Below are 25,471 nucleotides of genomic sequence, written 5' to 3'. Positions count from 1 at the left end.
ACCGACCACACAGACCCTGCACACACAGCACACGAAGGAGACGCACATGCGACGCACACGGACACTGGCAGGTATCGGAATCGCAGCGGCCGCGCTGCTGGCGCTCACGGCCTGCAACAGCGGCACGCCGTCCAGCACAGGAGCCCCGGAGGGCGGCGACGAGGGCGACACGTCCAGCAGCACGCCGTGGACCGTGCTGACCGACGTCAGCATCGAGGGAAGCCCGACGTTCGACCGGATCGAGTCGGCAGGCACGGTCAAGGTCGGCGTCAAGGAGGACCAGCCGGGTCTGGGGTACCTCGACCCGGTGACCGGCGACCGCACCGGATTCGACGTCGACATCGCCCGCTGGATGGCGGCATCGCTCGGCGTCGACCCGGAGAAGATCGAGTTCCAGGCGATCGCCTCCGCGAACCGCGAGCAGGCCATCGTGAACGGCGACATCGACTACTACGTCGGCACGTACTCGATCACCGACAAGCGCAAGGAGCAGATCTCCTTCGCCGGTCCCTACTTCGTCACGGGTCAGGGCCTCCTCGTCGGTGCCGACAGCGACATCAAGAGCGTCGATGACCTGAGCGCGGAGACGACCGTCTGCTCGGCGACCGGCTCGACGCCGATCCAGAACATCAAGACGAACTACCCCGACGTGCCCACCAAGGAGTACGACACGTACTCGAAGTGCGTCGAGGACCTCAAGAACGGTCAGGTCGACGCCGTCACGACCGACGAGGCGATCCTCATCGGCTACGCGGCCCAGGACCCGGACAAGCTGAAGGTCGTCGGAGAGCCCTTCAGCGAGGAGCGCTACGGCATCGGACTCGCCAAGGGCGACGACGCTCTGGCCGAGTACTTCAACACGCAGCTGACCGACGGCGGCAAGATCTGGCAGCAGATCTTCGACAACAACCTCGGCGCGTCCGGCGTCAAGGCGACCCAGCCCGAGGTCGACCCGATCGGTTGATCCCGGCGGGGCGGTCGACCCGGTCGACCGCCCCGCTCATCGGCACGAACCACCCGAGAACCCGAATCGACAGGAGCAGCAGTGGGAGTCATCACCGACCACCTCGACCTCTGGGGAGAGGCACTGTGGGGAACCATCGTGCTGTTCCTGGGTGGCGGCATCATCGCGCTGGTCCTCGGGCTGATCGTCGGAGCCGCGCGTGTGTCTCCGGTTCCGATCGCCCGCGCCGTCGGCGGCGTGTACGTCAACTGGATCCGCAACACCCCGCTGACGCTCGTCATGTTCTTCTTCGCGTTCTGCCTCCCGATCCTGCTGGGGGAGCGGGTGAACCCCCTGCCTCTGGCAGTGGCCGCTCTCGGCATCTACACCGCGACGTACGTCGCCGAGGCGCTGCGAGCCGGCATCAACACCGTGCCGGTCGGTCAGGCCGAGGCGGCGCGAGCGATCGGCCTGAACTTCGGACAGGTCATGCGCTATGTCGTGCTGCCGCAGGCGACGCGCTCCGTCGTCCCGCCCATGATGAGCGTCCTCATCGCCCTCATGAAGAACACCACGGTGGCTGCGGGCTTCTCCGTCGCCAACCTGGGGACCATCCGTGCGGCATTGAGCGAACAGGGGGAGAACGCTCTGGCCGTGCTGCTCTGGGTCATGGTCGTCTTCGTGGTCCTGGTGCTGCTGCTCGCCTGGGTGCAGCGCGTTCTCGAGAACAAGTGGAGGATCGCGCGATGAGTTCCGTTCTTTTCGACGTCCCCGGCCCCCGTGCCATCGCCCGCAACCGGCTCATCGGAGCCGCCACGGTCCTCGTCGTCCTCGCCGTGCTCGGCTGGGTCGTGTGGAGGCTGTTCGCCACCGGACAGTTCTCCGCCGAGAAGTGGAACATCTTCACGTTCTCCGCCGTCTGGGTCCGCTTCGGCGAAGGGCTGCTGGCCACGCTGGCCGCCTTCGCGGTCGCCGGCGTCGGGTCCATCGCCCTCGGCTTCCTGCTCGGCATCGGCCGCCTGTCGGAGCACGCCTGGGTGCGTGAGCCCGTCCGGTGGATCATCGAGGTGCTGCGAGCGGTGCCCGTGCTCATCCTGATGATGCTGCTGTACTACGGCCTTCCCGTGATCGGCGTGAAGATGCCGCCGTATTGGGCCGTCGTGATCGCTCTGATCGTGTACAACGGCTCCGTGCTCGCCGAGGTGCTGCGTGCCGGCATCGAATCGCTGCCGCGCGGGCAGAAAGAAGCCGGCTACGCGATCGGACTCCGGAAGACCGGGGTGATGTACTTCATCCTGATCCCGCAAGCCGTGCGGGCCATGATGCCGGTGATCATCGCGCAGCTCGTCGTGGCGCTCAAGGACACCGCGCTCGGGTTCATCATCACGTACCAGGAGCTCCTCTACGTCATCAACCAGATCGGCAACCAGGCGCCTTACGGGTCCCCGCTGATCCCCGCGGCGATCGTCGGCGGATCGATGTACGTGGCCGTGTGCCTCCTGCTCTCCTACATCGCCTACCGCCTGCAGCGCCGTGCCAAGCGCTCGCCGAAGGCCGGGCCAGCGGTACCGGATCCCCGTCAGCACGGGGGCGAGACGAACACCTCGCTCATCGTCCTTCAGGGCGACGGGTCCGAGGCGTCGCGCTGATCCGCGAAAGCGACCCACGCGCCCCCGGTAGACTCGATTCTCGTGTCAGAGTCTCCTGAAATCACCCCGGAAGCGGTCGAAGCCGCTGTCGCCGACGCCCTCGCGGCGATCGCCGCAGCCACCGACACCGCCGAGCTGAAAGCGGCTCGTGCCGCACACGTCGCCGACGGATCGCCGCTCGCGGTCCTGAATGCCTCGATGCGACAGGTCGCCCCCGAGAACAAGGCCGCTTTCGGCAAGCTCGTGGGTCAGGGACGCGGGCGGGTGACGCAGGCGCTGGCGGCGAAGGAAGCCGAACTGGCGGAGGCCGAGGTCGCTGCGCGGCTCGAGGCCGAGCGGGTCGACATCACCGCCGTGCCGTCGCGCACCCGCGTCGGTGCCCGGCACCCGCTCACCCTGCTCCAGGACCAGGTCTGCGACATCTTCGTCGGCATGGGATGGGAGATCGCGGAGGGGCCGGAGCTCGAGCACGAGTGGTTCAACTTCGACGCCCTGAACTTCGATGTCGACCACCCCGCCCGTCAGGAGCAGGATACGTTCTACGTCGACCCCACCTCCCGCCACCTCGTGATGCGCACGCACACGAGCCCGGTGCAGGTGCGCTCGATGCTCGACCGCGAGGTGCCGATCTACGTGCTGTGCCCCGGCCGCGTGTACCGCACCGACGAGTTCGACGCCACGCACCTGCCGGTGTTCACCCAGTTCGAGGGACTCGTGATCGACAAGGGCATCACGATGGCGCACCTCAAGGGCACACTCGATCACTTCGCGAAGCAGCTCTTCGGGCCCGAGGCCAAGACGCGCTTCCGCACCAACTACTTCCCCTTCACCGAGCCCTCCGCCGAACTCGACCTGTGGCACCCGACCTTCAAGGGCGGCGCGCGCTGGATCGAATGGGGCGGCTGCGGCATGGTCAACCCGAACGTGCTGCGCGCCGCCGGGATCGACCCCGAGGTGTACAGCGGCTTCGCGTTCGGCATGGGCATCGAGCGGGGACTGATGTTCCGCAGCGACGTCCAGGACATGCGCGACATGGCCGAGGGCGATGTCCGATTCAGCGAGCAGTACGGGATGGTGGTGTGATGCGCGTCCCGCTTTCGTGGTTGCGTGAGTACGTCGATCTGGCAGCGGATGCCACGCCCGAGGACGTCCTCGCGGCACTGGTGACCGTCGGATTCGAAGAAGAGGATGTGCACCGCTTCGACATCACCGGTCCCGTGGTCGTCGGACAGGTCGTTTCGCTCGAGGCCGAGCCGCAGTCGAACGGCAAGACCATCAACTGGTGCCAGGTCGACGTCGGCGAGGCGAACGGCGGCATCCGTGGGATCGTCTGCGGTGCGCACAACTTCGTCGCCGGTGACAAGGTCGTCGTGACGCTGCCCGGTGCCGTGCTTCCCGGTCCGTTCCCGATCGCCGCCCGCAAGACCTACGGTCACGTGTCGGACGGCATGATCGCGTCGGCGCGCGAGCTCGGCCTGGGCGATGAGCACAACGGCATCGTGGTGCTGTCCGATCTCAGCATCGACGCGCCCGTCGGCACCGACGCGATCGCTCTGCTCGGCCTCGATGACGTCGCGGTGGAGATCAACGTCACTCCCGACCGTGGATATGCCTTCTCGCTCCGCGGCGTGGCCCGTGAGTACGCGCATGCCACCGGTGCGACCTTCCGCGACCCGGCCGAGCGCGACTTCGCCGAGCTCCAGCCCGGGTCCGGGCACACGACCGTGGTCGATGACGTCGCACCCGTGCGCGGGAACGTGGGTGCGAGCGAGTTCGTGACCCGCGTCGTCCGCGGTGTCGACCCCTCACGTCCGACGCCGCCGTGGATGGTCGCCCGGCTGAGTCTTGCGGGCATGCGCTCGCTCGGCGTGCTGATCGACATCACCAACTACGTGATGCTCGAGCTCGGCCAGCCGCTGCACGGCTACGACCTCGACAAGCTCACGGGCGGCATCACGGTGCGCCGCGCCACTCCCGGCGAGAAGATGACCACGCTCGACGGCGTCGAGCGCGCTCTGCACGCGGAAGACCTCCTCATCACCGACGAGTCCGGCCCGATCGGCCTTGCCGGCGTCATGGGCGGTGGCACGACCGAGATGAGCGACACCACGCGGAACGTGCTGATCGAGGCGGCGAACTTCGACCCCACGACCATCGCCCGCTCGGCACGTCGACACAAGCTGCCCAGTGAGGCGTCCAAGCGCTTCGAACGCGGTGTCGACCCGCTGATCCCGTTCGTGGCCGCCCGCCGCGCTGCCGACCTCATGGTCGAGCTCGCCGGCGGCACGCTCACGGAGGAGGGTGGCGCGCTGTTCGCCGAGGTCTTCGTCGGCGAGATCGAGCTCCCCGCCGGATTCGTGCAGGGGCTCATCGGCGTCGACTACTCCGACGACGAGATCACCGGTGCGCTGACCACCATCGGTGCCGATGTCACGGCGTCGGATGCGGGTTCCGGCTGGACCGTGATCCCGCCGACCTGGCGGCCCGACCTCACCGACAAGTGGACGCTCGCGGAGGAGGTCGCCCGCATCCACGGGCTCGACCGCATCCCCTCGGTGCTGCCGACGCCTCCGTCCGGTCGCGGCCTCACCGCCGACCAGCAGGGTCGTCGACGCGTAGCCGATGCCCTGGCTGCTGCCGGTCTCGTCGAGACGCCGTCGTTCCCGTTCACCACCGAGGCGCAGAACGACCTCCACGGCTCCGCATCGGGTGAACACCTCCCGAGCATCCGCCTGGCGAATCCACTCGACGGGCAGGCGCCGTATCTGCGTCGTTCGCTCATTCCCGGTCTGCTGCAGACCGCGCACCGCAACATCTCGCGCGGACTCACCGACCTGGCGATCTTCGAGACCGGCGTGGTCTTCCTGCCCGAGCCGGGCGTGGAGTACGGCACGGACGAGGTGCCGCCGCTGGGCGAGCGCCCGTCCGATGAGACGCTCGCCGCCCTGAACGCGTCGATCCCGCCGCAGCACCGGTTCATCTCCGCGCTGCTCACCGGCCTTGTCTCCCCGCGTCAGCCCGGTCGTCCCGCCGAAGCCGCAGGTCTCGTCGAGGCACTGGACGCGGTCCGCGTCATCGCGGCGGCGGCCGGCGTCGACATCGACGTGGTCCAGGCCGAGCGTGCGGCCCTGCACCCCGGACGCACCGGATCGCTCCGGGTCGCCGGGGAAGAGGTCGGCTACGTCGGTGAGCTGCATCCCGCTGTGGCGGAGGGCGCCGACCTTCCGGGGCGCGCGACCGTGTTCGAGGTCGACCTCGACCGCATCCTGTCGCTCGCCGGTGGTCGGGTCGTCGCGGCCTCGCTATCGACGTTCCCCGCTGCCACGCAGGACGTCTCGCTCACGCTGCCGGCAGACGTTCCGGCCGCGGATGTGCAGGCGGCTCTCGCCGAGGGTGCCGGTACGCTGCTGGAATCGGTGCGTCTCGTCGACGACTATCGCGGGGAGGGCGTGCCGGACGGCTCGAAGAGCCTGACGTTCGCCCTGCGCTTCCGTGCCGACGATCGCACGCTCACGGCGGCCGAGGCCACCGAGGCCAAGCTCGCCGGTGTCGAGGTCGCCGCACAGCGCTTCGGAGCCGCACTGCGCGACTGAGCACGGGAGCGCGACGCACCGCGCCGTGGGACGTACCGTGTCGTCGGTCAGACGATTCCGGTCGGCGCCGGAGTACCGTGGCGGGATGAGAATCCTCCCCCAGGGCACTCCGGCCGCCGTCCCGGATGACGCGCGGCCGCTCGGAGAAGGACCGTTCCTCGAGTCGGGCATGCAGATCGACTGGCACTATCGGAAGCCGGGATGGCAGCCGGGGGAGCCCTCCAGGATCGCTCCGATGCGGGTGGTGCGCGACGACGAACGGGGGCTCGTCGCATGGCTCGCGCCCGGAACGCTGCAGGAGGCTCCGGGAGCTCTCGGCGGACAGCGAGTGCGTGAAGTACCGCTCTCGCGTCGCTGGCTCGAGCCGCGGACGCGCATCGTCGAGCCCTGGCGCGGGAACGGCGTGCTGTGCATCGCCCCCGCCGGGCTGCCATGGTCGGTCTGGTTGTTCTGGAGCGACACCACAGGCCCGGACTGGTCCTTCGCCGGCTGGTACGTGAACCTCGAGAACGCACATCTGCGGACCGATCACGACACCTACTCGTCCGACCACATCCTCGACGTCGAGATCGATCCGGAGGGCGGCATCCACCTCAAAGACGAGGACGAGCTCGTCGCCGCGATCCAGCAGGGGCGTCTCAGCCCCGAGCAGGCGGCGCAGATCGAGCGGCACGCGGACGCGGCCATCGCCTCGTTCGAATCCGGTGGCTGGCCGTTCGACGCCGCGTGGACACGTTGGCAGCCCGATCCCGCGTGGAGCATCCCGGTGCTCGCGGGCCTGGATCGTCTGAGCACGCCCACCGATCTGCTCTGAACGGATCTGCTGTGGGCGGAAGAGGTTCCGCAGAGATCCGCCACCTGATGACATGGAATCATGACGGATGTTCTGATCCTCGGCGGTACGGGCTGGCTCTCCGGGCGCATCGCCCGGAGGTGGGTCGACGAAGGCGCCGCGGTCACGTGTCTCGGCCGCGGTTCTCGTCCGGCCCCCGAGGGTGCCGTGCTCGTGCGCGGCGATCGTGAGGATGCCGACGTCTATGCCGATCTCTCGCGGCGGGACTGGGATCACGTCGTGGACGTCTCGTCCCACGCGGTGCGGGTCGAGAGGGCGGTCGATGCGCTCGGCGATCGGGCGGGGCGCTGGACCTACGTATCGTCCGTGTCGGTGTACTCCGATGACGAGACGGTCGGAGCAGATGAGTCGACGCCGCGACATCCGGCTGCGAGCCCGGCTGATGCGTACGACTACGGTGCGCAGAAGGCAGCAGCCGAAGATGCTGTCATGCGCCTGGGGGAGCGCGGCTTCATCGTGCGCCCCGGGCTCATCGTGGGCGACGGCGACCCCAGCGACCGGTTCGGGTACTGGGCCGCGGCGTTCGCGCGCGCGAGCTCGGAACCCGTGCTGCTGCCGCCGCTCGAGGGAAGCAGCGCGCAGGTCATCGATGTCGACGATCTCGCGGCGTACATCGTCACGGCCACACGCAGCGGCGTGGTCAACGGCGTGGGCGATGAGCACCCCCTCGCCGATGTGCTGGGTGCGGTGCGCCTCGCGGCCGGTCACACCGGCTCCGTGTTCGTCGCGGACGAGGGATGGCTCCGTGCGCACGACGTCGAGTACTGGGCGGGGCCGCGGTCCCTGCCGCTGTGGCTGCCGACCGAAATGAGTGGCTTCATGACCCGCTCGAATCGCGCATTCCACGCGAGCGGCGGCCGGCTTCGTCCGCTCACGGACACGATCGAGCGCGTCGTCGCCGACGAACGGTCACGAGGCGTCGACCGGGAGCGCCATGCCGGCCTCACACGGGCAGAGGAGAGGGCTCTGCTGAGCGATCGCTAGACTGCGAGCAGTGACACGGGGTGCCGCGATCCGCGGCTGAGAACAGACCCGTCGAACCTGATCTAGTTCGTACTAGCGAAGGGATGTCGCGATGAGCGATCTTCTGCGTCCTGAATCCACCCACGACCTCGCCGGTTCCGCCGCGACCCTCCTGGAGGTGCTGCGCGAGGCTCCGCCGTTGACGCACTGCATCACCAATGCGGTCGTGACGGGATTCACCGCCAACGTGCTGCTGGCACTGGGGGCCGCACCCGCGATGGTCGACATCGTCGACGAGGCGGGGATGTTCGCCGGGGTCGCCTCCGGGGTGCTGATCAACCTGGGGACTCCCACGCCCGAGCAGCGGGCGGCGAGTCTGGAGGCGGTCGCCGGAGCCGCGGCGAACGGTACGCCTTGGGTTCTCGACCCGGTAGCTATCGGTGCGCTTCCGGTGCGCACCGCCCTCGCCCACCAGCTCGCGCAGCACCGACCGACCGCTATCCGCGGCAACGCCTCCGAGATCCTCGCCCTCGCCGGGCTCAGCACGGGCGGACGTGGGGTGGATGCCACCGACACCACGGACTCCGCAGCCGATGCCGCCGCAACGCTCGCGCGGACCACGGGCGCGGTGGTCGCAGTGTCGGGGCCGATCGATCTCATCACCGACGGGGTGCGGATGCTCCGCCTCGCCAACGGCCACGAGCTGCTGACCCGTGTGACCGGAGGAGGATGCGCGCTCGGTGCGGTGATGGCGGCCTTCCTCGGTGCGGCCGAGGCGACGGATCACGATGCGCTGACCGCTGTGGCTTCCGCGAGCCTCGTCTACACGATCGCCGCCGAGCGGGCAGCGGCGACATCCGCGGGGCCGGGCAGCTTCGCCGTCGCCCTGCTGGATGCGCTCGCCGCGGTGGGCCCCGACGACATCAGAGCCGATGCACGCGTCGAAGGCGGCGTCCGGTGAACGCCGATCTCTCGCTCTACCTCGTCACGGACGCGGCGCTCTGCGGGGACAGAGGCGTCGTCGAGACGGTGCGCCGAGCGGTCGACGGTGGGGTGCGGATCGTCCAATTGCGCGACAAGGACGCGACCGACGCCGAGACGGTCGATCAGCTGATCGCGTTGTCGCGGGTGATCGACGGGCGGGCGCTGCTCGTCGTGAACGACCGGCTGGACGCCGTGGTCGCTGCCCGGGAACGGGGCGCTCGGGTCGACGGCGTGCATCTGGGACAGGGCGATGCCTCCGTGCTGCGTGCGCGTGAGGCGCTCGGACCCGACGCGCTGGTCGGCCTCACCGCGAACACCCGTGCGCATCTCGACGCGGTCGATGCTCTGCCCGCCGGCACCGTCGACTATCTGGGTGTCGGTGTGATCCGTCCGACCGCCACCAAACCCGATCACCCCGCTCCTCTCGGCGTCGACGGCTTCCGTGATCTCGTGGCTGCCAGCTCTCTGCCGTGCGTGGCGATCGGCGGCGTCGGCATCGATGACACGGAACCCCTCCGCGACGCCGGTGCGGCCGGCCTCGCCGTCGTCTCGGTGCTGTGCGCCGCCGACGATCCCGAGGCCACGGCAGCGGAGTTCCGCCGGCGCTGGCTCGCCGGCGCCGTGCCGAGGGTGCTCAGCATCGCCGGCAGCGATCCGTCCGGGGGCGCGGGCATCCAGGCCGACCTCAAGTCCATCGCCGCGAACGGCGGATACGGGATGGCGGTCCTCACTGCGCTGACGGCGCAGAACACGCAGGGAGTGCGTGCCGTGCACGTGCCCCCCGCGCACTTCCTCCGCGCGCAGCTGGATGCGGTGTCGGACGACATCGTGATCGACGCCGTGAAGATCGGGATGCTCGCCGACGCCGACGTCATCCGCGTGGTGGGTGCGTGGCTCGACCGCGTTCGTCCGCCGGTCGTCGTGCTCGACCCCGTGATGGTGGCGACCTCCGGCGATCGGCTGCTGGATCCGGATGCCGAGCGAGCGCTGCACGATCTCCTCGCGCGGGCGACTCTGGTGACACCGAACCTCGCCGAGCTCGCAGTGCTGTCCGGCCGCGACGTCCTCGACTGGGAGGACGCGCTCTCCGCGGCGGAGCAGCTGTCGGCCGCGGTCGGGGCGGCTGTCCTGGTCAAGGGGGGACACCTCGACGGCGATTCGGCTCCGGATGCGCTGGTCGATACGCATCGCGGGACGCGCCAGGAGTTCGCCGGCACCCGGATCCCGACCAGGAACACGCACGGCACCGGCTGTTCGCTGTCGTCCGCGCTCGCGACGCTCCTCGCGCGCGGGGAGCGGCCGGTCGATGCGGTCAGCGCCGCGCGCGCCTGGCTCCGCGAATCCCTGCGCGCGGGGGACGCGCTGAGCGTGGGGCGGGGTCACGGGCCGATCGACCATTTCGCCGGACTCCGGGAGCGTGCGGCGGCGCAGACCCGACCGGCGGCTGACGACATCGCCGCGGACTGGTGGCAGGACATCGCGGAGATCCGCGCGGGGATCGACGAACTCCCGTTCATCCGAGCGCTCGCCGACGGGACGCTGGAGCGCGGCCCCTTCCTGATCTATCTCGCGCAGGACGCGCTGTATCTGCGCGAGTACGCCCGTGTCCTCGCCGAAGCCGCCCGGCTCGCGCCGACGTCGGAGGAACAGGCCTTCTGGGCCGATTCCGCGCACGGCTCGATCGTGGGTGAACTCGAGCTGCACGCGTCGTACCTGACCCCGGCTCAGGGAGTGAGCGCGGCGACGTTCGCCGCCGAGCCGGGGCCGGCGACCACCGCGTACCTCGACCACCTGCGCTCCGTCGCGTTCGGCGGCGACTACGGCGAGATCGTCGCGGCCGTCCTTCCCTGCTTCTGGCTCTACACCGACCTCGGCCGACGCCTGCATGCCGGAGAGTTCGGGGAGTACGCGCGGGATCCGCAGCATCCCTACGCGTCCTGGCTCACGACGTACGCGGATCCGGCATTCGAGGCGGCGACGGAGAAGGCGATCGCCTACGCTTCCGGGGCTGCGGCGCAGGCCGATGCCCCGACCCGTGCGCGCATGCGCCGGGTGTTCGCGGTATCGAGCGCACACGAGCTCGCCTTCTTCGCCGCGCCGATGGGGCTGCAGCCGCTCAGATGACGGGGTGGATTTGCGGTGGCCGCCGGGGCCGCGCTACTGTCGCGACATGCCTTCGGCCGCCACCGCTTCTCCGACGCTCGCTCCGAGCGTCATCGCTGTGCGCCGACGCCGCGGCCGCCGACTGTAGGCGACCCCGCCCTCCTGCCTGCGCACGCGCAGCGGTCGAGAGCCGGTGTCGCCGCCTCCGGCCCCGTCCCCGGTCCTCCCTTCGAGGAAGGACCCGACCGTTAAGGTAGAAGCATGACGTATTCCGTCGCCGTCTCCGGCGCATCCGGCTACGCAGGCGGCGAGATCCTCCGTCTCCTGGCCGATCATCCCGACATGGAGATCCGCACCGTCACGGCGCACTCGAACGCCGGGCAGCCTCTCGTCGACCACCAGCCGCATCTGCGTTCTCTGGCACACCTCACCCTGCAGGACACGACGCCCGAGATCCTCTCCGGCCACGACATCGTGTTCCTCGCACTCCCGCACGGGCAGTCGGGGCAGTACACCGATGCGCTCGGTGCGGCTCCGCTCGTGATCGATGCCGGAGCCGACCATCGGCTCACGTCGGCGTCCGCGTGGGAGGCGTTCTACGGCGGGGCGTTCCACGAGCCCTGGACATACGGCGTCCCCGAGCTCCTGATCGACGGGGTCAAGCAAAGAGAGCACCTCCGCGGCGCGACGCGCATCGCGGCTCCCGGCTGCAACGCCTCGACCGTGAGTCTCAGCCTCGCGCCGGGCGTCGCCGCCGGCGTGATCGACCCCGCGGACATCGTCTCGGTGCTGGCGGTCGGTCCGTCCGGTGCCGGGAAGAGCCTCAAGACGAACCTTCTCGGCAGCGAGATCCTCGGCACCGCGAACCCGTATGCGGTCGGGGGATCCCACCGGCACATACCGGAGATCCGTCAGGCGCTCGCCGCGGCATCGGGTATCGACGCCGACGGCATCCGTATCTCCTTCACTCCGGTGCTGGTGCCCATGTCGCGCGGAATCCTCGCCACGTCGACCGCACGGATCGCCGACGGCGTGACCGATGCGCAGATCCGCGACGCCTGGCAGAGCGCCTACGGCGACGAGACCTTCGTGCAGCTGCTGCCGGAGGGACGCTTCCCGCGCACGGCCGACGTGCTCGGCGCCAACACCGCGCTGATCGGGCTCGCGATCGATCGCGCCGCGAACCGGGTGACCGTGGTCACCGCGGTCGACAACCTCGTCAAGGGCACCGCCGGCGCTGCCATCCAATCCATGAACATCGCGCTGGGGCTTCCCGAGGCCCGCGCCCTCTCAGTGAACGGAGTCGCGCCGTGAGCGTCACCGCCCCCGCAGGTTTCGAGGCGGCCGGTGTGGCCGCAGGACTCAAGTCCACCGGCAAGCCCGATGTCGCCGTCGTCGTCAACCGCGGACCGCGCAAGGTCGGCGCCGCCGTCTTCACGAGCAACCGCGCCAAGGCCAACCCGATCATCTGGTCGCAGCAGGCCGTCGCCGACCGGGTGGTCGAGGCCGTCGTGCTCAACTCCGGCGGGGCGAACTGCTTCACCGGCGCTTTCGGATTCCAGACGACGCATCAGACGGCTGAGAAGGCGGCCGAGCTCCTCGGTGTCAGCGCCGGCGACGTGCTGATCTGCTCCACCGGTCTCATCGGCACAGGAGACGAGACGTTCCGTGCGCGTGTGCTCGCCGGCACGGAGCAGGCGATCGCCGAGCTCAGCGCTGATGGCGGAGAGAGCGCGGCGCACGCCATCATGACCACCGACACCGTCGCGAAGACCGCCGTGGTCAGCCGCGACGGCTGGACGATCGGTGGGATGGCGAAGGGAGCAGGAATGCTCGCGCCGGGCCTCGCCACGATGCTGGTCGTGATCACGACCGACGCCGTCCTCGAGCCGCTCCAGGCCGATGACGTGCTGCGCCGTGCGACCGGGCGGACCTTCGACCGGCTCGACTCCGACGGCTGCATGTCGACGAACGATCAGGTCACCCTCCTCGCCAACGGCGCCTCCGAGGTCGTGCCCGATCTCGACGACTTCGCCGCCGCGCTGATCGAGCTGTGCCGAGAGCTCGCGGTCAAGCTGCAGGGCGATGCCGAGGGCGCGAGTCACGACATCACGATCGAGGTGCAGCACGCGGTCTCCGAGCAGGACGCCGTCGAGGTCGGCCGGTCGGTCGCCCGCAACAACCTCTTCAAGGCCGCCATCTTCGGCAACGACCCGAACTGGGGCCGTGTGCTCGCCGCGATCGGCACCACGAACGCGCAGTTCGATCCCTACGACGTCGACGTCTGGATGAACGGCGTCCGCGTCTGCACGGCGGGCGGCCCCGACCGTCCCCGTGAAGAGGTCGACCTCATGCCGCGCGCCACGCACCTCGTGATCGACCTCAAGGTCGGCGAGTCGACGGCGACCGTGCTCACGAACGACCTCACCCACGACTACGTGCACGAGAACAGCGCCTACGCCTCATGACCGACATCCAGGACACCCCGGCCGAAGTCGCCGCACAGAAGGCCACGACCCTCATCGAGTCGCTGCCGTGGCTGAAGAAGTTCCGCGACCAGATCGTCGTCATCAAGTACGGCGGGAACGCGATGGTGTCGGAGGAGCTGCAGGACGCCTTCGCGCAGGACATCGCCTACCTCCGTTACGTCGGCGTACTGCCGGTCGTCGTGCACGGCGGCGGCCCGCAGATCTCGAACATGCTGCAGCGGCTCGAGATCCCCAGCGAGTTCAAGGGCGGCTACCGGGTCACCAACACCGAGGCGATCAGCGTCGTGCGCATGGTGCTCACCGGTCAGGTCAATCCGCAGCTGGTGTCCAAGATCAACTCGCACGGGCCGATCGCGACCGGCCTCAGCGGGGAGGACGCCGGACTCTTCGGCGGGCGCCGTCGCGGTGTCGTGATCGACGGCGAAGAGGTCGACCTCGGTCGCGTCGGCGATGTCGTCGAAGTCGATCCGACTCCCGTGCTCGACCATCTCGCCGCCGGGCGCATCCCGGTGGTGTCGAGCATCGCGCCTGATCTCGATCATCCCGGCCAGTCGCTCAACGTCAACGCCGATGCCGCCGCCGCGGCTCTCGCCGTGTCCTTGCATGCGCGCAAACTCGTGATCCTCACGGATGTGCCGGGGCTCTACGCCGACTGGCCGAACCGCGACTCCCTCGTCTCGCACCTGACCTCGGAGGCCCTCATCGAGATGCTGCCGAAGCTCGAGTCGGGGATGATCCCCAAGATGCGCGCCTGCCTCGACGCGGTCGAAGGCGGCGTGGACGCGGCCGCGATCATCGACGGACGGGTGCCGCATTCGGTGCTCGTCGAACTGTTCACCAGCAAGGGAATCGGGACCGAAGTGGTCCTGGGAAAGTCGGAGGTGACGGGATGACCGTCTGGCAGGACGACGCGGCACGCGATCTCGTGCTCAATGCGGGGGAGCGGCTCGCGCTGCTGGTCCGCGGTGAGGGCTCGTACCTGTGGGATGCCGACGGTCGACGCCACCTCGACTTCCTCGCCGGCATCGCGGTGACCTCCCTCGGGCACGCGCACCCGGCCTTCGTCGAGGCCGTCTCGACGCAGGCGGCCACACTCGCGCACGTGTCGAACTACTTCGCCACCCCGCCCCAGCTCGCACTCGCCGCACGCATCAAGCGTCTCGCGGGTGCCGGTATCGACGGGCGGGTGTTCTTCTCGAACTCGGGCGCCGAGGCCAACGAGGCCGCTTTCAAGCTCGCCCGGCTGCACGGGGGCACCGAGCGGCCGCGCATCCTCGCGCTCGAGAACGGCTTCCACGGACGCACCATGGGCTCGCTCGCTCTCACCGCGAAGGCATCGATGCGCGCGCCGTTCGAGCCGATGCCCGCGGGCGTCGAGCACATCCCCGCCACGATCGAGGCGTTGGAAGCGGCGATGGACGACCGCGTCGCCGCGATCATCGTCGAGCCGATCCAGGGCGAGGCCGGAGTGGTCGAGCTGCCGGAGGGCTACCTCGCCGCCGCCCGCTCGCTGACCCTCGCGCACGGCGCGCTCCTGATCGTCGACGAGATCCAGACCGGAGCCGGCCGCACCGGTGAGTGGTTCGGGTTCAGCCACGAGGGCATCATTCCCGATGCGATCACGCTCGCGAAGGGGATCGGCGGCGGTTTCCCGATCGGCGCGCTGGTCACCTACGGCAGCGCGAGCGCACTGTTCACCCCGGGGTCGCACGGCTCGACGTTCGGGGGCAACCCCCTGGCGACTGCTGTCGCCGACGCCGTGCTCGCCGAGATCGAGAGCGCCGGCCTGGTGGAGAACGCGGCCCGTCGCGGCGCGGAGCTGCGCGAGATCCTCCTCGGGATCGACTCCCCACTGGTCGAGGGCGTGCGCGGACGTGGTCTGCTCGTGGGCGTCGCGCTCACCGCTCCGGTGGCCGGTGCCGTCGTCGCGGCCGCACAGGAGCGCGGGCTCATCGTCAACGCCGCCAACCCCGAGACGGTGCGCATCGCGCCCGCTCTCACCATCGGCGACGCCGAACTCGCCGAGTTCCGTGAGCTGTTCACGGCCGCTCTCGCCGACGTCCAGGCCTCTGTAGCCGGAAAGGTATCCGCATGACCCGCCACCTGCTGCGTGACGATGACCTGACCCCCGCCGAGCAGGCGGAGATCCTCGACCTCGCCATCGAGCTGAAGAAGGACCGCTGGGCCGACAAGAGCCTGGCCGGTCCTCAGACGGTCGCGGTCATCTTCGACAAGTCCTCCACGCGCACCCGTGTCTCGTTCGCGGTGGGCATCGCCGACCTCGGCGGCTCGCCGCTGATCATCTCGACCGCGAGCAGCCAGCTCGGCGGCAAAGAGACGCCGTCCGACACCGCGCGCGTCCTCGAGCGCCAGGTCGCGGCCATCGTGTGGCGCACCTATGCGCAGTCCGGGCTCGAAGAGATGGCCGAAGGCACGAGGGTGCCCGTCATCAACGCGCTCTCCGACGACTTCCACCCGTGCCAGCTGCTCGCCGATCTGCTGACGATCCGCGAGCACAAGGGAGATCTGAAGGGGCTCACGCTCACGTTCCTCGGCGACGGACAGAGCAACATGGCGCACTCGTACGCGCTCGCCGGTGTGACGGCGGGCATGCACGTGCGCATCGCGTCGCCGGAGGACTATGCGCCCCGCGCGGATGTCATCGAGGCCGCCGATCGCCGCGCTGCCGAGACCGGTGGCTCGATCACGCTCTACACCGACCCGGTCGAGGCTGCCGCCGGTGCCGACGTCGTGGTGACCGATACATGGGTCTCGATGGGCAAGGAGGAGGAGAAGCTCGCACGCATCCGCGATCTCGGCGGCTACAAGGTCACCCCCGAGACGATGACGCTCGCCGACCCCGAGGCGATCTTCATCCACTGCCTCCCTGCCGATCGCGGCTATGAGGTCGACTCCAGCGTGATCGACGGGCCGCAGAGCGTGGTCTGGGATGAGGCGGAGAACCGTCTGCACGCGCAGAAGGCCCTCCTGGTCTGGCTCCTCGGCAAGAAGGACGCGTGATGAGCGAACCGACACGCGAAGGCACCAACGAGGGCGCGCTCTGGGGCGCCCGCTTCGCCACGGGCCCGTCGCCGGAACTGGTCGAGCTGAGCCGTTCCACGCACTTCGACTGGATCCTCGCGCCGTACGACATCGCCGGCTCGCATGCACATGCCACGGCGCTCGAAGCTGCCGGATACCTCGAACCCGACGAGGCACGACGGATGCACGAGGGGCTGGATGCCGTGGCGCGCAAGGTCGCCGACGGCACGCTGCGACCGGTGCCGACCGACGAGGACGTGCACGGCGCGCTCGAGCAGGCGTTGATCGCCGAGCTCGGGCCGGAACTGGGCGGGCGCCTGCGCGCCGGTCGCAGCCGCAACGACCAGATCGCCACCCTCGTGCGCATGTACCTGATCGATCATGCGCGGGTGATCGCCCGTGACATCCTGCGGGTGATCGACGCGCTGGTGGCCCAGGCCGAAGCGCATCCCGCCGCGATCCTGCCCGGACGCACGCACCTGCAGCATGCGCAGCCGGTGCTGCTCGCCCATCACCTGCAGGCCCACGGTTGGCCGCTGGTGCGCGAACTCGAACGCCTCGTGGACTGGCGGCGTCGTGCCGGCGTCTCACCGTACGGCGGGGGAGCGCTGGCCGGTTCCACGCTCGGTCTCGATCCGACGCTCGTGGCGACGGAGCTGGGTCTGGACCGCCCGGCCGAGAACTCCCTCGACGGCACCGCGGCCCGCGACGTCGTGGCGGAGTTCGCGTTCATCACGGCGATGACCGGGGTCGACATCTCGCGCCTCTCCGAGGAGATCATCCTCTGGAACACCCGCGAGTTCGGTTTCGTCACGCTCGACGATGGCTACTCCACGGGTTCGAGCATCATGCCGCAGAAGAAGAATCCCGACATCGCCGAGCTCGCTCGCGGCAAGTCGGGTCGCCTCATCGGCAACCTCTCCGGTCTGCTGGCCACGCTCAAGGGCCTTCCGCTCGCGTACAACCGCGATCTGCAGGAGGACAAGGAGCCGGTGTTCGACTCGGTTCAGACCCTCGAGGTGGTGCTCCCCGCCTTCGCGGGCATGATCGCGACGCTGCGTTTCGACACCGAACGGATGGCAGCTCTGGCTCCGCAGGGCTTCTCTCTCGCGACGGATGTCGCGGAATGGCTCGTGAAGCGCCGGGTGCCCTTCCGTGATGCCCATGAGATCTCGGGTGCGCTCGTGCGTGCGTGCGAGGAGCAGGGGATCGGGCTGGAGGATGCCTCCGACGAGCTGCTGCTGTCGGTGTCGCCGCATCTCGTGCCCGAGGTGCGCGAAGTCCTGACGATCGAGGGTTCGGTCGCATCGCGCACCGGCGCCGGGGGGACCGCCCCTGTGCGGGTCGCGGAGCAGCGTGCCGAGCTGGTCTCGCGCGCGCAGGCCGCCGCCCACGCCCTCGGCCTCTAGCCGAAGGCATCGGCGGCCGGTCCGCGGCGGTTCAGTGCAGCTCGGCGTCGGCCGCCGACCGCTCCCAGCGGGTGAAGCGGACGGTGAGTCCGGCACGGGTGGGTGCAGCGAGGAAGGGGCCGGCTGCGGCTGCGGACTGCCCGTCGAACGGCGCGACCCGCACCAGTCGCCACGGTCCGTCGTCGGCGCGGGCACGCACGATCACGGAGTCCGCCCAGCGGCTGACACGCACCGTGATCTCGCTCTCGAACCATTCGTCGACGTGGCCGACCGACCAGTCGGAGCCTCCCGCGGTGACCACGGCGCCGAGCCCGAGGTGATCATCGGCGTATTCCAGGCCGGTCTTGACCCAGTGCTCGTCGTCGATGCGCACGAACACGCCCGCCTGGTCGAACTGCCCGTCCCACGGGGCCCGGAAAGCGACCTCCATGGCCTCGCCCACCGCGAGCGGGGCGAGGAGAGCGTGCTCGTTATCGTGCACGAAGCCATAGGCGGTGTGCCGCCAGGCATCGCTGCCTTCCACGGCGGTGATGTCGAGCGGAGCCGAACCGTCGGGGAGGGTGGACGGGGAGGCGGGGGCGTTGGTCCAGGTTCCCTGAGACCAGGGGATCATGTGCGATTCAGGCATGTTCTCAAGATATAGCCGATAAGCGCATAAGTCGAGCATTATTCGTGTTATGGTTATGTCATGGTCATCGCGGTACTCGCTGACATCGTGGGGTCTCGCCGACTCGACGATCGCACCGCCGCGCAACGCGTCCTCGACGACACCATAGCCGCGGTGGAGGTCGACCTCCCGCTGGCGACGCAGCCGCTCACGCCCACCGTAGGAGACGAGCAGCAGGGTGTCTACCGCGATCTGAGCGACGCGATGGTGTCGCTGCTGATGATCCAGCTGCGATTGCCCGACGGCATCGCCTTCCGCTTCGGCATCGGTGTGGGGGAGGTGCGTCCTGTCGAGTCGGTCCATCGCGAGCTCGCTGACGGACCGGGGTGGTATGCGGCCCGCGCGGCGATCGAGACCGTGCACGCCCGTGAGGGTCGCGCCGTGCCGAGCACGAGATCCTGGATTGTCGGAGCCCCGGGGCAGGATGAGGTCATGGAGAGCACGATCGCCGCATCGAACGCCTATCTCCTCGTCCGCGACGAGGTGGTCGGCGCGATGAGCGAGCGGGAACGACGGCTCACCTACGGTCGTCTGCTCGGTCGATCGCAGCAGGAGCTCGCGACCGACGAGGGGATCACACAGCCCAGCGTCTCGAAGTCGCTGCGCACAGCGGGTACGGCCGCACTCATCGAGGGCGTCGCCGCGCTCCGAGGCGAGCGCGCATGATCGTCGCCGGATTCATCCTGCTGGCGGTCGGCGCCGCCGACCTGGTGCGTCAGTTCGCACCGCGCCGTTGGATCGGGTATCTCTCCGTCGCTGTCATCCTGCTCCTGCTCGGCAGCGTCAGCGACGCGCTCCTTCCCATGGTGCTCGCGATCGTCGTCGGTGCCCTCTGGGTGTGGTGCATGCCCACCGGGCGCCCCGCCCCGCTGGGGTTCTGGCCCGCCGTGCTGCTCGCGGTCGTGAGCGTCGGCGCCGTCGTCGGGCTCGGTGCCCGTGCTGACGCCGGTCTGATCGGCGCGATCTGGCACCTCCGATCGCCGTTCGGTGAGGTGCCCTTCGACCTCGCGCTGCTGGCGCTGGGAGCCGGGGTCTTCCTCCTCGAGTCTTCGAATCTCGTGGTGCGTGCGGCGCTCGACGGGGAGCACACCTGGCTCCCGGCGGACCCGGCAGACCCGGCAGCGAGCGCGTCGAGGGAGACTGTCGCGGCCGCCGAGACCCCGGTGGCCTCCGAGACGGTCGATGGTGTCTCCGACGACGCCACGGAGGATGCTGTCGCGATGTCGGCGACGCTCCCGGTGGCAGCGCCCCGAGATCCGCGCAGCGGATTCAAGGGCGGACGACTGATCGGACCGCTGGAGCGCATCCTCGTCCTGATCCTCACTCTCGCTGCGGCCTATCCGATCCTGGGCGCGATGCTCGCGGCGAAGGGCATCGTCCGATTCCCGGAGATCTCGCGCGACGGCGAGACCGGGGCCCGCGCGGAGTACTTCCTCGTCGGCAGCCTGGTGAGCTGGGTGATCGCCCTCGGCGCCGCGTTCCTCGTGTGGTGGGCCGCGCACAGCTGACGGCAGGCAGTTCAGCCTCTCGACCGGTACCAGTCCAGCTTCTCCGCCAGACGCCGCTGCTGCGCGAGAACGTCGGCGAGTTGCTTCTCGACCGTCGCGGCGTGCTCCTCGAGGAGCGCTATCCGCTCGGGGACGGTGTCCTCGCGTTGGCAGAGCCGGCCGTAGCGACGCAGGCGTTCCACGGGCATGCCCGTCTCGCGAAGGCACTTGAGGAACTCCAGAAGTCCGAGCTCGGTGTCGGTGTACGCCCGATGTCCGCCCGCAGTGCGGGACACGGCGGGCAGGATGCCCTCGCGCTCGTAGTACCGGAGCGTGTCGATGCTGAATCCGGAGCGTGCCGCAGCCTCCGCCGGGGTGTACGTGGTCATGACCCGAGCATAGGACTTGACCTGGAGCGCACTCCAGGTTGCACAGTGAGGTCATGACCAACCGGAACGCCTCTGCATCCCCGCTCGTCCTCGGAGCGATGTCCTTCGGCACGCTCGTCGACGAGGAGACCTCATTCGCGCTGCTCGACCGCTTCGTCGAGCGCGGCGGCATCTGGATCGACACCGCCGACTGCTACAGCTTCTGGGTGAGCGACACGGGGCAGGGGGGAGCCTCCGAGGAGGTTCTCGGACGCTGGCTCGCGGCGCGGCCGCAGGCGCGAGCACAGGTCCGCATCTCGACGAAGGTCGGTGCCGAACCCCTGTGGCCCGGGTCCTGGCCCCAACATCGGACAGGGCTCTCCCCGCGAGCCATCCGCGCTGCTGTCGACGGGAGCCTCGCGCGTCTGGGCGTCGACAGGATCGACCTGCTGTGGCTGCACCAGGAGGATCGGGCCGTCGCGATCGAGGAGACCGTGGACGCTCTCGCGGCGCTCACCGCAGATGGCACCGTGAGCCGCGTCGGTGCCTCGAACCACCCGGCCTGGCGCATCGAGCGCGCCCGTGCGCACGCCAGGTCCATCGGCAGCGTTCCCATCGACGCGTTCCAGTTGAACAGCACGTACCTGCGCACGCGACCGGGAACGCTTCCCCCCGGGGTCGCCCATCCTTTCGGTGTGTTGAGCGATGAGCAGCGCGACTTCGCCCTGGCGAACGGGCTCGAGATCTGGGCGTACACGCCCCTGCTCTCGGGTGCCTATGACAATCCCGCGAAGCCCGTGCCCCCGGTGTACGACCATCCCGGAACCGCAGGTCGGCTCGCGGTGCTGGGTGAGGTCGCGGCGGCGCGAGGGCTCGGACGGGGGCAGATCGTGCTGGCCTGGCAGCTGGCCCGCGGCATCCGCCCGATCCTCGGCGGCAGCAGGGTCGATCAGCTCGACGTCGCGATGGATGCCGCGTCGATCTCTCTGTCTGCGGACGAGATCACTCTTCTCGACGGGCCGGTGTGAGTCGTTTCGCCGGTGCGCTGCGCTGATAGCCTGGAGCGCGTGTCAACTCCCGCTCTGACGACCGCACCCCAGGCGATCGACCCCACGTTCGAGAACGTGTGGGACGAACTCGTGTGGCGTGGTCTGGTCCATGTGTCCACCGACCAGGAGGCGCTGCGCGCCCTGCTCGCGGGAGACCCCATCACGTATTACTGCGGGTTCGATCCGACGGCTCCCAGCCTGCACCTGGGCAACCTCGTGCAGCTGTTGACGCTGCGCCGCATCCAGCTCGCCGGCCACAAGCCCCTCGGCCTCGTCGGCGGCTCGACCGGACTCATCGGAGATCCGCGCCCCACGGCCGAGCGCACGCTGAACACTCGGGAGACGGTCGAGGACTGGGTCGGTCGCCTGCGCACGCAGGTCGAGCGCTACCTCAGCTTCGAGGGCGACAACGCCGCCCGCATCGTGAACAACCTCGACTGGACGGCCCCGCTGAGCGCGATCGACTTCCTGCGCGAGATCGGCAAGTACTTCCGTGTCGGCACGATGCTCAAGAAGGATGCGGTCGCCGCGCGCCTGAACTCCGACGAGGGCATCAGCTACACCGAGTTCAGCTACCAGATCCTGCAGGGCATGGACTTCCTCGAGCTGTACCGGCAGTACGACTGCGTGCTGCAGACCGGCGGCTCGGATCAGTGGGGCAATCTCACCAGTGGTACCGACCTCATCCGTCGTGCCGAGGGAGCGTCGGTGCATGCCATCGGCACGCCGCTCATCACGAACAGCGACGGCACCAAGTTCGGCAAGAGCGAGGGCAATGCCATCTGGCTCGATGCCGACATGTGCAGCCCGTACCGGATGTACCAGTTCTGGCTGAGCACGACCGACGCCGACGTGATCGATCGCCTGAAGGTGTTCACCTTCCTCGGCAGAGCCGAGATCGAGGAGTATGCCGAACTCGTGGCGACCGAGCCGTTCCGTCGGGCTGCGCAGAAGCGGCTCGCCCTCGAGGTCGTCGCGACGGTGCATGGTGTCGAGGCGACTGCGGCCGTGATCGCCGCGTCCGAGGCACTGTTCGGGCAGGGTGATCTGACCGCGCTCGATGCCGGCACGCTGCGCACCGCTCTGGAGGAGCTTCCGAACGCGACGGTCGCTCTCGGTGCACCGGTGGTCGAGGTCTTGGTGTCGACCGGTCTGGTGGCGAGCCTGTCCGAGGCCAGGCGTGCGATCACGCAGGGTGGCGTCACTCTCGACGGCGAACGGGTCGAAGACGAGACAGCCGCGGTCCAGGGCACCCTTCCCGGAGGAGTCTCCGTGCTCCGCCGCGGCAAGAAGACCCTCGCCGGCGTCTTCCTCGACTGAGTCCCCGGCTGTCGGCAGCAGAGGTCTTCGGGTAGCAGGGTCGGATGCCGTTCACCGCCAGTCACGCTTTGGTCGCGCTGCCGTTCGTCCGCACGCCGCTGGTGCCGGCGGCGATCGCGATCGGCGCGATGGCGCCTGACCTGCCACTGTTCGTGCGGGGTGTCGGACTGAACTACTCGTTCACGCATACGTTCGGCAACGTCGTGTGGACCGCGCTGCTCGCGTTCGCACTGTTCCTGATCTGGCGGGTCGTCTTGCGTCCGGCGGTTCCCGAACTCGGTCCGCTGTGGGTGGCGCGGCGGCTGCCCGAGGACTGGACCGATCGCGGGGCCACGGCAGCAGGAGCGGCGGTCGGCATCGGTCAGAAGCGCGCGTATCCGTTCCTGCTCGCCGCGTCGCTCGTGATCGGGGTGCTCTCGCACATCGTGTGGGACCTCTTCACGCACGATGGACGATGGGGCGTCGGTCTGATTCCCGGGCTCGATGAGATGTGGGGTCCGCTCCCCGGTTTCAAGTGGCTTCAGCACGGGTCGAGCCTGGTCGGCCTCGCGATCATCGGTGTCTGGGTGCTCCTGTGGCTGCGTCGGCAGGCTCCGCGTCGCACAGTCACGCAGTCGGTACCCACCTGGCTGCGTGTGTCATGGTGGGTGTCGCTTCCCGTGATCCTGCCCGCCGCCTGGGTCGGTGGACTCGTCGTCTTCGGTCCGCTCGACGCGGAGTTCACCGTCCAGCACCTCGCGTACCGGGTTCTTCCTCCGGCATGTGCGCTGTGGGGCGCGATCACGTTCGTTCTCTGCGTCGCGCTGTCGGTGCGCGGCCGTCACCAGACGGGCTGATCCGATCCCCAGGGATGCGGGGCCCGGAACTCGAAACCCGGCAGGGCGGGTCGCGCCGTCACGAGGGCGCTCCCGTCGACATCGAATCGCGCGAGGTGCGGCCGAACGTCGAAATCGACCTCGGCTGCGGGGTCTCCTCGGCGCGGCATCCCGAGCAGCTCCGCGGCGACGCGACGCAGTGACGTGCGCACGATCCGTGACCCTCCCTCCCGTGACCGCCGCCTGAGCAGCGTGGTCACCGCGGCGGCGAGAAGATACCCGGCGCTGTGATCGAGGGCCTGCGCCGGGAGTGCTCCTGGACGCCCGCCTTCCGCGGACTCGATGCGCGAGATGCCGGATTCGGCCTGCACGAGGCTGTCGAAGCCGGCGAGGTCCGGACTCTCCGTACCCCAGGCGCTGAGTTGCGCGACGATGAGCCCAGGGTGTCGGCGCGCGAGCAGCTCAGGATGCAGCCCGAGTCTGTCGAGAGCGGCCGGTCGGTAGCCGAGGACCACGGCATCGGCTTCGGCCAGCAACACCTGGAGTCGGGCACTGCGTGCGTCGAGTATGGCGGATCGTTTGCCGTGGCCGGTATCGAGATGCTGCCACGCCGGTTCTGGCAGATGCGGGGGATCGATGCGCAAGACGTCGGCGCCGAGAAGAGCGAGGGTCCGCGTGCAGACCGGCCCCGCAATGACGCGCGTCAGATCGAGCACGCGCATGCCGCTCAGGGGGAGGGAACCGGGTGACGTCGCCGTGAGCTCCGATCGACGGGGGTGCGAGGCGGATTCCTCATCCACCCGGCTGACCTCGAGGAGTGGTCGTTCGCGCAGTGCCCGATCGACGGCGGGCCTCTCGACGGCGACAGGAACAGCCAGACCGCCGGCGGATGTGATGTCGGAGACGGCACTCGCTGTCCTCCGCTCCGCGAGTGCAACACGAACGGCAGCCGGATCGGCGTCTTCTCGCAGGTGGAGTCCCGCACGCAGCGCGGCAGCGTGATGCGGGTAGTTCCCGTGCGTACGGACCCATCCGTCGGTGGTCTCCCAGAACCCGGAGTACGGGGACCAGACCGGGGGAGCGTCGCCATCGATCGTGAGCACGCGGTCGCTCCGGTAGGCGATGGCGACGCGGGCCGGATCCAGCGAGACGGGGGAACAGCCAGCCGCGAGCACCGCCGCGCTGACGCTCGCCCACGCCAGCGCGCCGGTGGCCAGTCGGGAGGGAAGCGGGACAGTCGGGGGAGGCGGGAGCACCGTCGAGCCACGGTCGATCCCGAGTTCACGCCGCACGCCATCGAGCAGCGCGGCGCCCGCGTCACCATTCCCCGAGGCTTCATCGTGCGGGGGAACGACCGGGCGGAAATCCGCAGATGCAGGCATGGCGCGATCGTACTCCCGACCCCCACAGAGGGCGGAAACTACTCCTGATCCGGCGGAAACATGGGAGAGAGCACCAGCGACACGCCCGGGTGGTGTGGCCCGATTTGCCAGAACCCCGAGATCCACGTAACTTATTACTTGTTCGCCCCACAGGGACGCGGAGGAGCCAAGAGCTCCACCCCCCTCAAGCGGAGAACCACTCCCGATCCACTCTCACTTGAGAGATCAGGCGCTTGCGTCTAGGATAGGGACTCCACCTCTTCTGCGGCTGTCATCAGCTGCGCTGCGGATCTTCGATCCGCGCGGCGCGCCGATTTGACAAGCAAGAGAGAGTGGGTAAGATAGAGAAGTTGCC

Annotated in this window: 23 protein-coding genes and 1 riboswitch; of the genes, 20 read left to right on the top strand and 3 right to left on the bottom strand. The window is 69.3% G+C overall.

The window, feature by feature from the left end; translation table 11 throughout:
• Positions 1-46: 46 nt before the first annotated feature.
• The 15 genes from L687_RS31365 to argH all read left to right on the top strand — a co-directional run bounded on the left by L687_RS31365 (position 47) and on the right by argH (position 18,028).
• Complete coding sequence (locus tag L687_RS31365; protein WP_021199765.1) at positions 47-964, top strand: glutamate ABC transporter substrate-binding protein; 918 nt, start codon at positions 47-49, stop codon at positions 962-964.
• A gap of 81 nt (positions 965-1,045) precedes the next feature.
• The gene (locus tag L687_RS31360) at positions 1,046-1,693 is read left to right on the top strand and encodes an amino acid ABC transporter permease (RefSeq protein WP_021199764.1); all 648 of its coding nucleotides are present in this window, start codon (positions 1,046-1,048) and stop codon (positions 1,691-1,693) included.
• A complete protein-coding gene (locus L687_RS31355; protein WP_021199763.1) occupies positions 1,690-2,592 on the top strand; it encodes an amino acid ABC transporter permease in 903 nt (300 codons plus the stop codon). Before L687_RS31360 ends, L687_RS31355 begins: the two co-directional genes overlap by 4 nt.
• Before the next feature lie 42 nt (positions 2,593-2,634).
• Positions 2,635-3,675 (top strand): phenylalanine--tRNA ligase subunit alpha, encoded by a 1,041-nt coding sequence (pheS, locus tag L687_RS31350; protein WP_021199762.1) that lies wholly within the window; start codon positions 2,635-2,637, stop codon positions 3,673-3,675.
• On the top strand, positions 3,675-6,185 hold the full coding sequence (gene pheT, locus L687_RS31345) for a phenylalanine--tRNA ligase subunit beta (RefSeq protein WP_021199761.1): 2,511 nt from the start codon (positions 3,675-3,677) through the stop codon (positions 6,183-6,185). The genes pheS and pheT overlap by 1 nt, the downstream gene beginning before the upstream one ends.
• 85 nt (positions 6,186-6,270) lie before the next feature.
• Positions 6,271-6,999 (top strand): DUF402 domain-containing protein, encoded by a 729-nt coding sequence (locus L687_RS31340; RefSeq protein ID WP_021199760.1) that lies wholly within the window; start codon positions 6,271-6,273, stop codon positions 6,997-6,999.
• Positions 7,000-7,059: 60 nt separating this feature from the next.
• Positions 7,060-8,022, top strand: a complete 963-nt coding sequence (locus L687_RS31335) for an NAD-dependent epimerase/dehydratase family protein (RefSeq protein ID WP_021199759.1) — start codon at positions 7,060-7,062, stop codon at positions 8,020-8,022.
• 6 nt (positions 8,023-8,028) lie between these two features.
• A riboswitch (TPP riboswitch) is annotated at positions 8,029-8,123 on the top strand.
• Complete coding sequence (gene thiM / locus L687_RS31330) at positions 8,114-8,962, top strand: hydroxyethylthiazole kinase (protein WP_021199758.1); 849 nt, start codon at positions 8,114-8,116, stop codon at positions 8,960-8,962. It overlaps the preceding riboswitch by 10 nt.
• A complete protein-coding gene (locus tag L687_RS31325; RefSeq protein WP_021199757.1) occupies positions 8,959-11,109 on the top strand; it encodes a bifunctional hydroxymethylpyrimidine kinase/phosphomethylpyrimidine kinase in 2,151 nt (716 codons plus the stop codon). Before thiM ends, L687_RS31325 begins: the two co-directional genes overlap by 4 nt.
• A gap of 240 nt (positions 11,110-11,349) precedes the next feature.
• Positions 11,350-12,402, top strand: coding sequence for an N-acetyl-gamma-glutamyl-phosphate reductase (gene argC, locus L687_RS31320; protein ID WP_021199756.1), 1,053 nt, complete (start codon positions 11,350-11,352; stop codon positions 12,400-12,402).
• Positions 12,399-13,556: a bifunctional glutamate N-acetyltransferase/amino-acid acetyltransferase ArgJ gene (gene argJ / locus L687_RS31315; protein ID WP_021199755.1), complete on the top strand. Its 1,158-nt coding sequence runs from the start codon at positions 12,399-12,401 to the stop codon at positions 13,554-13,556. The genes argC and argJ overlap by 4 nt, the downstream gene beginning before the upstream one ends.
• On the top strand, positions 13,553-14,470 hold the full coding sequence (gene argB / locus L687_RS31310; protein WP_021199754.1) for an acetylglutamate kinase: 918 nt from the start codon (positions 13,553-13,555) through the stop codon (positions 14,468-14,470). Before argJ ends, argB begins: the two co-directional genes overlap by 4 nt.
• Positions 14,467-15,672: an acetylornithine transaminase gene (locus tag L687_RS31305; RefSeq protein ID WP_021199753.1), complete on the top strand. Its 1,206-nt coding sequence runs from the start codon at positions 14,467-14,469 to the stop codon at positions 15,670-15,672. The genes argB and L687_RS31305 overlap by 4 nt, the downstream gene beginning before the upstream one ends.
• Positions 15,669-16,598, top strand: coding sequence for an ornithine carbamoyltransferase (argF, locus tag L687_RS31300; RefSeq protein ID WP_021199752.1), 930 nt, complete (start codon positions 15,669-15,671; stop codon positions 16,596-16,598). The genes L687_RS31305 and argF overlap by 4 nt, the downstream gene beginning before the upstream one ends.
• Positions 16,598-18,028, top strand: coding sequence for an argininosuccinate lyase (gene argH, locus L687_RS31295; RefSeq protein ID WP_021199751.1), 1,431 nt, complete (start codon positions 16,598-16,600; stop codon positions 18,026-18,028). Before argF ends, argH begins: the two co-directional genes overlap by 1 nt.
• A gap of 31 nt (positions 18,029-18,059) precedes the next feature.
• Here the strand turns inward: argH and L687_RS31290 are convergent, their stop codons facing one another.
• Positions 18,060-18,656 carry a DUF1349 domain-containing protein gene (locus L687_RS31290; RefSeq protein WP_029260622.1) on the bottom strand — a complete coding sequence of 199 codons (597 nt, stop codon included), beginning with the start codon at positions 18,654-18,656 and terminating at the stop codon, positions 18,060-18,062.
• A 60-nt stretch (positions 18,657-18,716) separates the two neighbouring features.
• Between L687_RS31290 and L687_RS31285 the strand changes: the two genes are divergently transcribed.
• Positions 18,717-19,361 carry a SatD family protein gene (locus tag L687_RS31285; protein WP_021199749.1) on the top strand — a complete coding sequence of 215 codons (645 nt, stop codon included), beginning with the start codon at positions 18,717-18,719 and terminating at the stop codon, positions 19,359-19,361.
• Positions 19,358-20,203: a hypothetical protein gene (locus L687_RS31280; protein ID WP_021199748.1), complete on the top strand. Its 846-nt coding sequence runs from the start codon at positions 19,358-19,360 to the stop codon at positions 20,201-20,203. The genes L687_RS31285 and L687_RS31280 overlap by 4 nt, the downstream gene beginning before the upstream one ends.
• A gap of 11 nt (positions 20,204-20,214) precedes the next feature.
• On the opposite strand, the gene L687_RS31275 is transcribed toward L687_RS31280, so the two are convergent.
• Complete coding sequence (locus L687_RS31275) at positions 20,215-20,571, bottom strand: MerR family transcriptional regulator (protein WP_021199747.1); 357 nt, start codon at positions 20,569-20,571, stop codon at positions 20,215-20,217.
• A 53-nt stretch (positions 20,572-20,624) separates the two neighbouring features.
• Between L687_RS31275 and L687_RS31270 the strand changes: the two genes are divergently transcribed.
• From L687_RS31270 to L687_RS31260, 3 genes are read left to right on the top strand one after another with little or no spacing between them, the layout of a single operon-like run.
• A complete protein-coding gene (locus L687_RS31270) occupies positions 20,625-21,578 on the top strand; it encodes an aldo/keto reductase (protein WP_021199746.1) in 954 nt (317 codons plus the stop codon).
• Positions 21,579-21,617: 39 nt separating this feature from the next.
• A complete protein-coding gene (gene tyrS, locus L687_RS31265) occupies positions 21,618-22,919 on the top strand; it encodes a tyrosine--tRNA ligase (protein ID WP_021199745.1) in 1,302 nt (433 codons plus the stop codon).
• Between the two features lie 44 nt (positions 22,920-22,963).
• The gene (locus tag L687_RS31260) at positions 22,964-23,755 is read left to right on the top strand and encodes a DUF4184 family protein (RefSeq protein ID WP_021199744.1); all 792 of its coding nucleotides are present in this window, start codon (positions 22,964-22,966) and stop codon (positions 23,753-23,755) included.
• Here L687_RS31260 and L687_RS31255 read toward each other — a convergent pair.
• The gene (locus L687_RS31255; protein ID WP_021199743.1) at positions 23,740-25,116 is read right to left on the bottom strand and encodes a CoA transferase; all 1,377 of its coding nucleotides are present in this window, start codon (positions 25,114-25,116) and stop codon (positions 23,740-23,742) included. The genes L687_RS31260 and L687_RS31255 overlap by 16 nt on opposite strands.
• Positions 25,117-25,471 lie beyond the last annotated feature (355 nt).

The organism is Microbacterium maritypicum MF109 (assembly GCF_000455825.1).
GTDB lineage: Bacteria > Actinomycetota > Actinomycetes > Actinomycetales > Microbacteriaceae > Microbacterium > Microbacterium maritypicum_A.
Note: the sequence above shows the minus strand (reverse complement) of the source record. Positions and strands in the feature narration are given on the sequence as shown.